Source organism: Pseudonocardia sp. N23, from assembly GCF_002583555.1.
Lineage (GTDB): Bacteria > Actinomycetota > Actinomycetes > Mycobacteriales > Pseudonocardiaceae > Pseudonocardia.
Map to the genome: position 1 here is coordinate 318036 of NZ_BEGX01000114.1, position 13419 is coordinate 331454.

Consider the following 13419-nt stretch of genomic DNA (forward strand, 5'->3'; position numbering starts at 1 on the left):
CGCCGTTTCGACGTCCGAAGCAGACACGCCTCGTGGCTGCTCGGAGCGGCGCTCCCGGAATCTCGTCACCCGGACGAGGGCTGATTGCGCCCGATGTGGGTGGCGTGACTCCGTGACGTGACCAAGAGAGCCCGAACGGGGATACGGTCCCCACAGACAACAAGAGCACCACCTGTCACAGCCCGGGAGGTCCGTCAGGCGCTCCGAATGCGAGACGGGGCGGTTCCGCCAAGAACCGCCCCGCCATCACGTCGCACCGTCACCAGGGTCGCACCCCTGAGGACGACAGCGCCCCGGACGAACCGGGGCTTCTCCCCTCCTGCCACAAAGGGGCCTTGCCATGCTCACCATAGACCGCGGGCCGTTCCGTGCCCGGCCGACCGCCCCCGTCCCCACCACGTGTCTCGCGGGGGTGACCCGATGGGCCTGACCGTCCTCGCCGCCGCCACCGCCGCCGCGCTCGTGACGGCCGGCTTCGCGCCCGCGGCCACCATGCCCGCGGTCCCCGTGGCCTGCCCCACGCCGACCACCGTCACCGCTCCCGCATGCGCAGGCGACTCGTCGGCCGGCGCGGGCAGCGCCACCGTGCCGGGCGCCGTCGCCTGCCCCGGCACCGCGACCGTCACGAAGCGACCCTTCTTCGAGAAGGCCGACTGGCTCTGGAACCCGATCCCGGAGCAGGCTGAACTGGACCCGCAGTCGTCGTCGATGGCGAAGGAGCTGTCCTCGGGCGACCACATCCTCAACACCGGCGACTTCGGCGTCGCCCTCGTCGACCCCGACGACATCCCCGCCGACGCGCCGCGCTCCGCGGTCCCCGTCTCCGAGAACTGGGGCCCCGACCCGCTCGCCGGGCTGAAGGTCCCCGTCCCGTCCGACCTGAAGATCCCCCCGGGCTCCGACGGACACGTCGCGATCGCCGACGCCACGTCGAACACCGTGGTCAACCTCTGGGTCACGAAGAAGTCCGGCGACGGGCTGCGTGCCAACTGGGGTGCCGCCGTCCCCTTCGACGGTGACGGCCGCGAGTACAACGGCTCCTCGACGGGCGCGGGCATCGCGCGCTATGCCTCCGTCGTGCGGGCCGAGGAGATCGCCGATGGGCACATCCCGCACGCATTGTTCTTCTCCACCAACGTGGTGAAGCCGAAAGAGGTCCGCTACCCGGCGACCAAGACCGACGGCTCCAACATGGACGGTGCCGGCTCCCCGATCCCCGAGGGCGCCCGCGTCCAGCTCGACCCCTCCATCGACGTCGAGGCCATCCCCGGCATCAGCAAGGGCGAGGCCACGATCGCGAAGGCGCTGCAGGAGTACGGCGCCTACGTCGGCGACAACGGCGGCGCCCGGATGGCCTTCATCGCCGAGTACGCCCCCGACTCCGACGCCTACGAGAAGGCCGGGCTGTCGGGAGACTACGTCGGTCTCAAGTCGATCCCGTGGGACAAGCTGCGGGTGCTCTCGGACTGGAGCGGTGGCACACAGCCGACGCCCGGTGACCCGTCCGACTCCGGCGCCGGCCCGGGCTCCGGCTCCGGCTCCGGGGACTCCGGCTCCGGTGGCGCCGAGCAGGTTCCGCCCGCGGACTGCGTTCCGGGCAGCGGCGCGGCCGTGGTCCAGCCCGCCCCCGTCCCGCCCACGGCCCCGGTGGTCCCGCCGACCACCGTCGTGCCCCCGACCGTGCCGCCTGCCGTCCCGTCGGCGCCTGCCGTCGTGCCCCAGACCGCCGTCGTGCCCCAGACCGCCGTCGTTCCCCAGACCGCCGTCGTTCCCCAGACCGCTGTGGTTCCGCAGACCGCAGGCGCGCTGCCACCGACGACCGCTCCGGTCGCGCCGCCCCCCGTCCCCGGCGGGGCGCCCGTCGGCTGACCCGAATTGCACGAACGGCCCTTTCCTGCAGCCCGGTTGCAGGGAAGGGCCGTTCCTGCAATTTCGGGGTGTGCCGAGCGGACGGACGCCGTAGGGCCCGCTACGGTGGCAGGCGCGATCCGGTGCCGAGGCGACGTTTCCGTCGCTCCCTGCACTCGATCGAGCACCGGCTCCCGCCCAGGTGCCGGCTGCCGGTCCGGGTCGGGTTGTGTGCGGGGTCAGCGTCACCCCGACGCTCGTGTCCGTACTCGAGGATGGCCAGGGCAGGACGGACCAGCCCCAGGATCAGGCCGTTCTCGGGACATGAGCGTCACCTCCGACGCCCATGTCCCCGGTCGGCGATCACCACGCGCGAGGAAGAGCGGGGTGGCCCGGCACACTCGGGAGGTGGATCGCTGGGCCGAGGTCGCGGACGGGGTGCTGGCGCGACGGCACGACGAGCTCGATCTCACGACCGGGCTGGTGGTCGGCGGGGAGCGGGCGCTGGTCGTCGACACCGGGGGCGACCATGCGCAGGGCGCCCGGCTGTTCGCGGCGGTCCGCGAGGTGACGGCGCTGCCGCTGGTCGTCGCGATCACGCACGCGCACTTCGACCACTGTTTCGGGACCGGCGCATTCCCCCCGGTGGCTGTGCACGCGCATCCGCGGTGCCGGGCGGCGGTGGCGTCGACGGCACGGCTGCAGCGCGAGGAGTGGACCCGCTACTACCGCGACCGTGGCGACGACGAGACGGCCGACGCCCTGGCCGCCACCGATCCCCTGCTTCCCGGCGCGACGGTCGACCCGGTGCTCGACGTCGATCTCGGCGGCCGCACGGTCCGGCTGCTGCACCCCGGTCGCGGGCACACCGACCACGACGTCGTCGCCGTCGCCGGGGACGTGGTGTTCGCGGGCGACCTCGTCGAGCAGGGGGCTCCCCCGGACTACGGGGACGCGGTCGTCGCCGAGTGGCCCGCGTCGGTGGCGGCGGTGCTCGCCCTGGGAGCCAGGACGTTCGTGCCGGGTCATGGCGACCCGATGTCTCGGCGGGAGGTCGAGGCGCAGCGTGACGAGATGGTCGAGGTCGCGGCATTGCACGCCGCCGTGGCGCGCGGCGATCTGGACGCCGTGATCGCGACCGCCCGGTCCCCGTTCCCCGCGGTCCCCTGGCCGTCCTGACCGGTCCCCCGACCCCGGGTCACGGCCCCGCGAGGTCGCCGGATCCCGGGAGGTCGCCGGATCCCGGGCCGCGCCGCGGCCGGGGCCGGGGGCGGGGCATCGACGGGGCATCGGCGGGCGTGCGGCTCGACCGAACGGCTCAGCGGGAGGGTGAGTCACTACGGCAGGTGGGCGGAGGTGACGCTCAGGACAAGTGTTCGTAACAGCAGGCCCCTACCGTCGGGCCGATGGGCGACCTGCCGCAGTTGGGCGTGGAGGAGGAGTTCCACGTCGTCGATCTGGAGACGCGCAGAGCGGCGCCGGAGGTCGACGCGTTACTGGGCAAGCTGGCCGGCGACGAGTTCGCGCCGGAGCTGCAACGCTCCCTCGTCGAGACGAACACCCCACCGTGCCGGACGCTCGACGACCTGCGCGACCACATCCAGCGGCTGCGGGGCACCCTGGAGAAGGTGGCGCACCCGCTGGGGCTGGGGGTGGTCGCGGCGGGGACGGTACCGCTGGTGGAGCTCTCGGGCACCGACATCTCGGCGGGCGCGCGGTACGAGCGGATGCAGCACGAGTACCAGATGCTGGTGCGCGAGCAGCACATCTGCGGGGCGCAGGTGCACGTCGACGTCCCGGACCGGGACATGGCGGTGCAGGTGGTGCGCCGGGTCGCGCCGCACCTGCCCGCACTCCTGGCGATCTCGGCGAGCTCGCCGTACTGGCGGGGTGAGGACACCGGCTACGCGAGCTTCCGGTCGATGGTGTGGTCACGGTGGCCGACGGCGGGCCCGCCCGGCGACGTGGAGACCGCGGACGACTACGACCGGATGGTCGAGGACCTGATCGCGTCGGGGACGATCAGCGACCCGGGGATGGTCTATTTCGACATCCGCCCCAGCGCCCACCTGCCGACGGTGGAGCTGCGGGTGTGCGATGCCTGCCCCGACGTGGACGACGTGGTGCTGATCGCCGGGCTGTTCCGGGCGCTGGTGGCGCGGGCCTCGGAGGAGGCGCTTGCGGGTGCGCCGTTGCCGACGCCGCGCCACGAGCTGCTGCGGTCGGCGAACTGGCGGGCGGCGCGGTCGGGGCTGGAGGGGGACCTGGTCGACCTGGTGGGGCCCGCGCTGGTGTCGCCGGAGCTGATGATCGGGCAGCTCGTCGACGGTCTGCGCGGGCACCTGGAGGCGGCCGGGGACTGGGAGCAGGTGCTGCAGCTGTCGCGCCAGACGCTGGCCCGGGGCAGCGGAGCGGCGCGGCAGCGGCGGGCGTTCGGGCTGCGCGGGGAGCTGGTCGACGTCGTCGACAGCCTGGTGGAGACGACGCAGGGCCGCGAGTACGCGGCGATCTCCGTGCCGGTGGCGCCGCCGTCGCCGGAGCTGCTGGCGGGGTACCGGCCGTCGGCGTTCGACGAGGCGGTCAGCGAGGGCGGGCAGGTGCTGCCGCACTACGGGTTCATGTTCCGGGTGCTGGAGCGGCTGGGCCCGCGGGGCATGACGGCGGCGGAGTCGGCGCTGCGGACGGAGCAGCGGGCGCGCGGGGTGACGTTCAGGGTGGGCGACGAGCCGGACCGGCTGTTCCCGCTGGACCTGGTGCCGCGCATCGTGACGGCCGAGGACTGGTCGGTGCTGTCGACGGGGCTGGCGCAGCGGGTGCGGGCGCTGGAGCTCTTCGTGCGGGACGTCTACGGGCCGCGGGAGATCGTGGCGGACGGGATGATCCCGGCGCGGGTCGTCGACGGCGCACCGGGCCGGAGCCGGACCGGCGCGCTGATGCCCGCGGACGCGGTGCGGATCACCGTCGCCGGGATCGACCTGGTGCGTGACCGCGCGGACCGGTGGTTCGTGCTGGAGGACAACCTGCGGGTGCCGTCGGGCATCGGGTTCTCGATCATCTCGCGGCGGCTGGTGCGCAGTGTGCTGCCGGACCTCGAGCCCCCGGCGGGTGTCGTCGGGGTGGACGACGTGCCGCGCGCGCTGAAGGCGGCGCTGCTCTCGGCGGTGCCCGACCCGGTCGCAGCGGGTGCCGACGAGGTGGCGCTGCTGTCGGCGGGCCCGGTCGATCCGGCCTGGTTCGAGCACACCCTGCTGGCCGACAGGATGGGTGTTCCGGTGGTGACGCCACGGGACCTGCAGGTCACCCGCGAGGGTGTGTTCCAGGTGGGGCCGGGCGGCCGTCGGCGGCTGTCGGCGTTGTACCGGCGCCTCGACGAGCAGGAGCTCCTCGACGCGACGGGCGCGGACGAGCGGCCGATCGGGCGGGCGATCCTGCGGGCGGCGGCCGCGGGCACGGTGCGGCTGCTCAACGCGCCGGGCAACGGTGTCGCCGACGACAAGCTCGTCTACGCCTGGGTGCCGGCAATGATCGACTACTACCTGGGTGAGAAGCCGCTGCTGGAGAACGTGCCGACGTACTCGTGTGCGGACCCGCAGCAGCGCGCGGAGGTGCTGGACCGGCTGGGCGAGCTCGTCGTGAAGCCGGTCGACGGCTACGGCGGGCACGGCATCGTGATCGGGCCGGACGCGACGCGGGCGGAGCTGGCGGAGGCGGCGGCGGCGATCCGGGCCCGTCCGGACGGCTGGGTCGCCCAGGAGGTGATCCGGTTGTCGACGCATCCGACGTTCACGGGGACGGGGTTGCAGCCGCGGGCCGTCGACCTGCGGGCATTCGCGTTCCAGTCCCGGGTGGGCGACCGGACCCGGGTGGACGTGGCGCCTGCGGCGCTGTCGAGGGTTGCGCCGGCGGGCAGCCTCGTCGTCAACTCGTCACGCGGCGGCGGGGCGAAGGACACCTGGGTGCTGAGGTAACCGAACGGCAGGAGATGTGCATGTGCGGTATCGCCGGTGAGATCCGGTTCGACGGCAGGGGCGCTGACGTCGCGGCCGTCGCCCGGATCACCGAGGCGATGCACCGTCGCGGCCCGGACGGACACGGGGTGCACGCGTCGGGTCCGGTGGCGCTGGGCCACCGCCGGCTCAAGGTCATCGACCTGTCGGAGCGGGGTGCGCAGCCGATGGTCGACCCCGAGCTGGGGCTGACCGCGGTGTTCAACGGCTGCGTCTACAACTTCCGGGAGCTGCGCGCGGAACTGGAGGGCCACGGCTACCGGTTCTTCTCCGACTCCGACACCGAGACGCTGCTCAAGGCCTACCACCGCTGGGGCGACGCGTGCGTCGAGCACTTCTTCGGGATGTTCGCCTTCGCCGTCCACGAGCGTGACTCGGGCACGGTGGTGCTGGGCCGGGACCGGCTGGGGATCAAGCCGCTCTACACCGCCGAGCGGGCGGGGCGCCTGCGGTTCGCGTCGTCGCTGCCGGCACTGCTGGCGGGCGGTGACGTCGACACCTCGATCGACCCCGTTGCGCTGCACCACTACATGACGTTCCACTCCGTCGTCCCGGCGCCGCGGACGATCCTCACCGGTATCCGCAAGCTCCCCCCGGCGACGGTCCGCACGATCCTCGCCGACGGCACGACGACCGACCGCGAGTTCTGGTCACCGGTGCACGAGCGGCGCGGCGCCGACGCGGGCATGACCGCCGCCGACTGGCGCGATGCGGTCCTGGAGTCGCTGCGGACCGCCGTCAGGAGGCGGATGGTCGCCGACGTGCCCGTCGGGGTGCTGCTGTCGGGCGGGCTGGACTCGTCGCTGATCGTGGGGCTGCTCGCGCAGGAGGGCCAGACGGGACTGAAGACGTTCAGCGTCGGGTTCCACGCCGCGGGCGGCGAGAGGGGCGACGAGTTCCGCTGGTCCGACATCGTCGCCGCCGAGTTCGGCACCGACCACCGGCAGATCCTCGTCGACCCCGCCCGGATGCTGCCGGCCGTCGACGACACGATCGCGGCGATGGCCGAACCGATGGTCAGCCACGACTGCGTCGCGTTCCACCTGCTGTCGGAGGAGGTCGCGACGAGCGTCACGGTCGTGCAGTCGGGGCAGGGCGCCGACGAGGTCCTGGCCGGCTACAACTGGTACCCGCCGCTGGCGGGGGTGCCCCGCGACCGCGCGGTCGCCGAGTACGCGCGTGTCTTCACCGACCGCCCGCACGGCGACCTCGCCGCGATCCTCGAACCGGAGTGGCTGCTCGACCACGACCCGAGCCGGTCGTACATCGCCGACCACTTCCGGCGGCCCGGCGCCACCGACACCCTCGACGCCGCGCTGCGGCTCGACTCGACGGTGATGCTCGTCGACGACCCGGTGAAGCGCGTCGACAACATGACGATGGCGTGGGGGCTGGAGGCGCGGGTGCCGTTCCTCGACCACGAGTTCGTGGAGCTCGCCGCGGCCTGTCCGCCGGAGCTGAAGCTCGCCCACGGCGGCAAGGGTGTGCTGAAGGAGGCGGCGCGCGGGGTGGTCCCGGACGCGGTGATCGACAGGCCGAAGGGATACTTCCCGGTACCGGCCATCAGGCACCTCGAGGGGCCGTTCCTGGAACGGGTCCGCGACGCCGTCACCGACCCGGTGGCGAAGGCGCGCGGTCTGGTCAGGAGCGACTGGCTCGACGCCATGCTGGCCGACCCGAACGCGCGGCGCACCAACCTGGGTTCGAACGCGTTGTGGCAGGTGGCACTGCTGGAGATGTGGCTGCAGGAGAGGGGGGTGTAGATGACGTTGGCGGACCGTCGCCGGGAGCGTCTCGTGGCCGACAACGGGCCGGCCGCGGACGTGCTGCGCGCCCCGTCGTTCCGGGCACCCCGTCCCGGGCCCGACGGCAGCCTGCTGGCCTGGATCTCCGATCTCGACGGCCGGCCCCGGCTCTACGTCGGCGAGCTCGGTGCGGGCGCCGAGCCCGTCGTGCAGCCCGGCGGGTCCGTCCCCACCGAGCTCGACGACCCCGACCTCCCACCCGCCGACGTCTCCGCGGTCGCGTGGTCGCCCGACGGGTCGTGGCTGGCCTGCCAGCTCGCCCCGGGCGGTGGCGAGCGCACCCGCGTGCTGCTGGTGTCCCCCGACGGGTCGCGGCGCCGCGAGATCGCGCCCGGCGCGGCCGCGGTCGTGCTGGGGTCGTGGTCGCCGAGCGGGTCGCACCTGGGCGTCACGATCTACGGCGAGGGCCGCGGCGACGGCCAGGCCTGCCTGGTCGACGTGCGCGACGGTACGTCGACGGTGCTGGCGTCGGGTCCGGCCGCGGTGGTGTGCGCGGTGTCGGGCGACGGGCACCGCGTCGTCGTCCGCAGCGGCCGCCGCGGCGACCGCCATCTCGAGCTGATCGACCTGCGCACCGGCCGCCGCTCGGAGCTCGTCCCCGGCGGCGCGACCGTCGCCGACGCGCGGTTCGGCGTCACCGGCGGGCTCGTCTACCTGCACACCGACGCGGGTCGCGACCGGGCGGCGCTGCTCGCGGTGTCGCTGCAGGCCGGTGCCCCCGCCATCGCGACCGTGGTCGCCGAGCGTTCCCACGACGACCTCGACCTGGTCGCGCTCGACCCGGCCGGGGCGCGCGCGGTCCTGGTCTGGAACGTCGACGGCCGCAGTGAGGCCGAGATGCTCGACCTGCGCAGCGGCATGCTGTCCCCGCTGCCCGACGCGGCGGGCGACGTCGTCACCGACGCCGCGTTCACCCGCGACGGCGGCGGGCTGCTGCTGGCGAGCGAGGGGCCGACCGTGGCGCCGCACGTCTCGCTGGTGCCGATCGTCGACGGGCTACCCGGGACCGAGGCGCCCGCGGTGCTACCGCCGGAGCCCGACGACCCGGACGACGACGCCGCCGACGTCCTCGTCACCCCCACACTGCACGAGTTCCGCGCCGACGACGGGCTGACCCTCACCGGCTGGCTGTTCCGCCCGCGCGGCACCTTCGGCCCCACTCCGACGCTCATCTGGCTGCACGGCGGCCCGGAGGCGCAGGAGCGGCCCGTCTTCCAGCCCCTGTTCCAGGCGCTGGCGGCGTCGGGGATCGCGGTGTTCGCACCCAACGTCCGCGGCTCGGCCGGGTTCGGCCAGGCCTTCTCCCACGCCGACGACGTGCACCTGCGGTTCGCCGCGATCGCCGACGTGCGCGCGGCCGTCGACTTCCTCGCCGGGTCCGGGCTGGCCGACCCGGCCCGCATCGGCGTCTCCGGCCGGTCGTACGGCGGTTACCTGACGCTGGCGGCGCTGGTGCGGTACCCGGAGCTGTTCCGAGTGGGTGTCGACGTGTGCGGCATGGCCGACCTGGAGACGTTCTACGCCGCCACCGAGCCGTGGATCGCCGAGGCCGCGACCAGCAAGTACGGCGACCCGCGTACCGACGCGGAGCTGCTGCGCCGGCTCTCCCCCATCCACCGCATCGACCGGCTCACCGCCCCGCTGCTGGTGGTGCACGGCCGCCACGACACGAACGTCCCGATCAGCGAGCCGGAGCAGGTCGTCGCGGCGCTGCGCGAGCGCGGCGTCCCGCACGCCTACCTGCTGTTCGACGACGAGGGCCACGAGGTGCACGACCTGGGCAACCGGGCCGCGTTCGTGCGTGAGGTCGTGAGCTGGGTCGGCGGGCACCTCACGGAGGTCGGCACCCGCACGGCGTGAGCCCGGTGCCCGCCGGGCCCGGCTCAGCCCGTCTTGGTGAACGACTCGATCTTCTGCGACCCTGGCCCGCCGGACACCTCGAACCGGTAGGGCTCGCGGGTCGTCGTGCCGTCGGGGCGCAGGAACACGATCGTCGCCGTCACCGTGTCGGCATCGACGGCGCGCAGCGTCTCCGCCCACACCTTGGTCAGCCCGGAGTAGAACGACCGGAACCGGTCGAGGCCGCCGGACGCGGCCTGCGCCTGGGGGCCGAGCTGGTTCCACGCGCCGTCGATGTCGCCGGGCAGCATCGCGTAGTACTGCTGCACGAACTCCACCGACGCCATCCCGGAGCCCGGGGTGGTCGCCGTGGTCGTCGGCGGCGGCGGGGTGGTCGTCGTCGGCTCCGCCGCGCTGGGCGGGGCGGCCGAGGCGGTGGAGGTGCCGCCGAGCGCCCCCTGTTCGGTGTCGTCGCCCGACGACCGGACCAGCCCGATGATCACACCGGCGGCGACGACGAGGACGGCCAGCACCGCGACGACGGCGACGACGAGCGGCCGACGACGGCCGCCGTCGCCCGACGGTCCGTCACCCGCTGCGGACGACGGGGCGGACGACGCGATGGACGGTGGGGCGGGCGGGGTGGTCAGCGTCGGTGTGGCGCCGGGGCGGGGCGGGGGCACGACGGCGGGGGTGACTGCGGGCGTGGCGGGCCGGGTCGCGTCGGCGTCCGGCTCGTCGGTCGCGGCGCTGGTGGTCGCGGCGGCCGCACCCGTGGCGAACGCGGTACCTGCGGGCAGCCCGGTGGGCTCGCGGCCCGCGGCGATGGCCGCGAGTGCTGCCCGCGCCTGCCCTGCGGTGGGCCGGTTCTCCGGGTCGGGTGCGAGCAACGACGACAACAGCGACGTCAGCTCGCCCGCCGACGACGGCGGCTTCACCGCACCGGTCGCGACCTTGTGCAGCAGGGCGTAGGCGTTGTCGTCCAGGCCGAACGGGGGCTGGCCCTCGACGGCGGTGTAGAGCGTCGCGCCGAGCGCGAAGATGTCCGACGCCGCCGTGGGCTGCCCACCGCGGGCGATCTCCGGCGCCAGGAACGCCGGGGTGCCCGCGATCATGCCCGTGCGGGTGAGCTGCACGTCGTCGACCGCGCGGGACACCCCGAAGTCGGTGATCTTGGCAGTGCCGTTCTCGGCGATGAGGACGTTGCCTGGCTTGACGTCGCGGTGCACGACTCCCGCGGCGTGCGCCGCCGCCAGCCCGTCGGCCACCTGCTCGCCGACCGCCGCGGCCTCCCGAGCCCCCATCGGGCCCTTCTCCGCCAGGACCGCCGCGAACGACCGCGACGGCAGGTACTCCATGACCAGCCACGGCCGGTCGTCGTGGACCACGACGTCGAACATGCTGATGACGTGCGGGTGCTGCAGCCGCGCACCGATCCGGCCCTCGCGCAGGATCCGCTGGCGGGACTCCTCGAGGGTGTCCTCCTCGCCGGGCGACGCCGCCGCGAGCAGCTCCTTGAGCGCCACCGTGCGGTTCAGCAGCTCGTCGGTGCCGCGCCACACCGCGCCCATGGCGCCCGCCGCGATCCGCTCGTCGAGCCGGTACCGGTTCCCGATCCGCCGGACCGTGGCGTACTCGGAGCGGACGTCGGACTCGGGCGGGCTCATCGAACTCCAGCGTGGAGGGTCGCGGTTCGGCTTCCCGCGATCCTATCGAGCGACGCCGAGCCGCCCGGGCGGGGCTGCGCCCCGCCCGGTTCGGACCGGTTCGTCACGGTCGGCGATGCCGTCGGTCGCCCGATCGGCGGTCGCCCGACACGGGTGTCAGCGCTGGATGGACTTGGTCTCCAGGAACTCCTCGAGGCCGTAGCGGCCCAGCTCACGGCCGTTGCCCGACTGCTTGTAGCCGCCGAAGGGCGCCATGACGTTGAACGCACCACCGTTGACGTCCACCTGGCCGGCCCGGATCCGGCGAGCGACGGCGAGCGCGTGCTCGGGCTCGCCGAACACGGCGCCGGCGAGGCCGTAGACCGTGTCGTTCGCGATCGTGACGGCCTCCTCCTCGTCGCGGTACGGGATCACCGACAGGACCGGCCCGAAGATCTCCTCGCGGGCGATCACGGCGTCGGGCGCGACGTCGGCGAACACCGTCGGCCGAACGTAGGCGCCGTTCTCCAGGCCCTCGACCGGGCCCGCGCCGCCGAACACCACGCGGGCGCCGTCGGCGATGCCCCGGTCGATGTAGCCCGCGACGCGCTGCTGCTGCGCCGTCGACGACATCGGGCCGATGCGGGTGGCCTCGTCGGCCGGGTCGCCGACGGTGTACTTCGCGGCCGCGGCCTCGACCATCTCGAGGATCTCGTCCTGGCGGTCGGCCGGGACGAGCATCCGCGTCCACGCCGTGCAGGTCTGGCCGCCGTTGATCCAGGCGTTGCCCATGCCCAGCTTCACGGCCTTGGAGAGGTCGGCGTCGGGCAGGATCACGTTGGCGGACTTGCCGCCCAGCTCCAGCGCGACCCGCTTCACCGTCTCCGAGGCGACGACCGACACGCGCTTCCCGGCCCGCGTCGACCCCGTGAACGACACCATGTCGACATCCGGATGCCCCGCGATCGCCTCACCGACCACCGGGCCGGTGCCGTGCACGATGTTGAACGCCCCCGCCGGCAGGCCCGCCTCCGCGGCGACCTCCGCGAGCAGCTGCGCCGTCAGCGGCGCGATCTCCGTCGGCTTCAGGACGACCGTGTTCCCCGCCAGCAGGGCGGGCGCGACCTTCGCGACGATCTGGTGCAGCGGGTAGTTCCAGGGCGTGATCGCCCCGACCACGCCGATCGGCTCCTTCACGACGAGGGAGTTGCCGATCTCCTCGCTCCACGGGAAGTCGGCGGCGACCGTCGCGAACCCGCGCGAGGAGCCGACCGGCATCGTGGCCTGCACCTTGCGCGAGAAGGTGATGGGCGAGCCCATCTCCGCGGTGATCGACGACGCGACGTCCTCCGCGCGGGCCTTGAGCCCGTCGGAGATGCGCTGCACGACGGCGGCGCGCTCGGTGACGTCGACGTCCGCCCACTCCCGCTGCACGGCCCGCGCGGCGCGTACGGCGCGGTCCACGTCGTCGGCGGTGCCCGCGGGCACGGTGCCGACGACCTCGCCCGTCGCCGGGTTGACGATGTCGATCGTCTCGCCCGTCGCGGCGACCGTCTCTCCTGCGATCCAGTGTCCGGCTGTGTTCAGCGTCGGTGCTGCCATGGCTCCGATCCTCACACGGTTGCACGACGTCGTGCTCGGCCTGGCCGCGCTCGTGCCGCTGGGGGGCGGCGCCGGGGTGACGGCGCGCCGCCGCCGGGGTGTCGCGGCGGTCCCCGGCGGCGGAGGTCCGCCCGCGACCTCCCCCGCTGCGGTGATGTGGCTCACGCGGCTGAGCCCCAGAGTGAACTCCGCCTCACGATCGGGGCTCGCCACTGCGAGGAGGTATCCATGAACATCGCCGACGTCCTCGATGCCAAGGGCCGGACCGTGCACAGCGTCGTGCCCTGGGCGACCGTGGCCGAGGCGGTCGAACGCCTCGAGAAGCACCGCGTCGGGGCGCTGCTCGTCAGCGACGGCGACGGCCGCATCCGCGGCATCGTCTCCGAGCGCGACGTGATCCGGGAGCTGGCCCGGCGCGGCGAACGGCTGTTGTCCTGCAACGTGGAGGACATCATGACGCGCAACGTCGCGACCGTGTCCTCCACCGAGTCGCTCACCTACGCGATGGCCCAGATGACCCGCGGCCGCTACCGGCACCTGCCGGTCGTCGACAACGGGCAGCTGAGCGGCATGGTGAGCATCGGCGACCTGGTGCAGCACCGGGTCCGCGAGATGGAGCTGCAGACGGGCGTGCTGCGCGACGCCTACATCGCCGCGCGCTGACGCCCTCCC

General features: G+C 73.9%; 8 protein-coding genes. 6 read left to right on the forward strand and 2 right to left on the reverse strand.

Going from position 1 to position 13419, the window contains the following annotated elements:
• Nucleotides 1–420 precede the first annotated feature (420 nt).
• The 5 genes from TOK_RS25930 (at nucleotide 421) to TOK_RS25950 (ending at nucleotide 9520) form a co-directional block, all read left to right on the forward strand.
• Nucleotides 421–1869, forward strand: coding sequence for a hypothetical protein (locus TOK_RS25930; RefSeq protein ID WP_216362106.1), 1449 nt, complete (start codon nucleotides 421–423; stop codon nucleotides 1867–1869).
• A 387-nt stretch (nucleotides 1870–2256) separates the two neighbouring features.
• Nucleotides 2257–3027, forward strand: a complete 771-nt coding sequence (locus TOK_RS25935; protein WP_098960573.1) for an MBL fold metallo-hydrolase — start codon at nucleotides 2257–2259, stop codon at nucleotides 3025–3027.
• 227 nt (nucleotides 3028–3254) lie between these two features.
• Nucleotides 3255–5816, forward strand: coding sequence for a carboxylate--amine ligase/circularly permuted type 2 ATP-grasp protein (locus TOK_RS25940; RefSeq protein ID WP_098960574.1), 2562 nt, complete (start codon nucleotides 3255–3257; stop codon nucleotides 5814–5816).
• 20 nt (nucleotides 5817–5836) lie between these two features.
• Nucleotides 5837–7618 carry an N-acetylglutaminylglutamine amidotransferase gene (locus TOK_RS25945; protein ID WP_098960849.1) on the forward strand — a complete coding sequence of 594 codons (1782 nt, stop codon included), beginning with the start codon at nucleotides 5837–5839 and terminating at the stop codon, nucleotides 7616–7618.
• Complete coding sequence (locus tag TOK_RS25950; RefSeq protein ID WP_098960575.1) at nucleotides 7619–9520, forward strand: S9 family peptidase; 1902 nt, start codon at nucleotides 7619–7621, stop codon at nucleotides 9518–9520. It begins immediately after the preceding gene.
• Between the two features lie 23 nt (nucleotides 9521–9543).
• Here TOK_RS25950 and TOK_RS25955 read toward each other — a convergent pair whose 3' ends face one another.
• Nucleotides 9544–11166, reverse strand: coding sequence for a serine/threonine-protein kinase (locus TOK_RS25955; RefSeq protein WP_098960576.1), 1623 nt, complete (start codon nucleotides 11164–11166; stop codon nucleotides 9544–9546).
• Nucleotides 11167–11322: 156 nt separating this feature from the next.
• Nucleotides 11323–12747 carry an aldehyde dehydrogenase family protein gene (locus TOK_RS25960; protein ID WP_098960577.1) on the reverse strand — a complete coding sequence of 475 codons (1425 nt, stop codon included), beginning with the start codon at nucleotides 12745–12747 and terminating at the stop codon, nucleotides 11323–11325.
• Nucleotides 12748–12975: 228 nt separating this feature from the next.
• Between TOK_RS25960 and TOK_RS25965 the strand changes: the two genes are divergently transcribed.
• Nucleotides 12976–13410 carry a CBS domain-containing protein gene (locus TOK_RS25965; protein ID WP_098960578.1) on the forward strand — a complete coding sequence of 145 codons (435 nt, stop codon included), beginning with the start codon at nucleotides 12976–12978 and terminating at the stop codon, nucleotides 13408–13410.
• Nucleotides 13411–13419 lie beyond the last annotated feature (9 nt).

Coding starts and splice junctions, on each gene's coding strand:
- TOK_RS25930 (WP_216362106.1), top strand. CDS start 421: ATGGGCCTGACCGTCCTCGCCGCCGCCACCGCCGCCGCGCTCGTGACG.
- TOK_RS25940 (WP_098960574.1), top strand. CDS start 3,255: ATGGGCGACCTGCCGCAGTTGGGCGTGGAGGAGGAGTTCCACGTCGTC.
- TOK_RS25945 (WP_098960849.1), top strand. CDS start 5,837: ATGTGCGGTATCGCCGGTGAGATCCGGTTCGACGGCAGGGGCGCTGAC.
- TOK_RS25950 (WP_098960575.1), top strand. CDS start 7,619: ATGACGTTGGCGGACCGTCGCCGGGAGCGTCTCGTGGCCGACAACGGG.
- TOK_RS25955 (WP_098960576.1), bottom strand. CDS start 11,166: ATGAGCCCGCCCGAGTCCGACGTCCGCTCCGAGTACGCCACGGTCCGG.
- TOK_RS25960 (WP_098960577.1), bottom strand. CDS start 12,747: ATGGCAGCACCGACGCTGAACACAGCCGGACACTGGATCGCAGGAGAG.
- TOK_RS25965 (WP_098960578.1), top strand. CDS start 12,976: ATGAACATCGCCGACGTCCTCGATGCCAAGGGCCGGACCGTGCACAGC.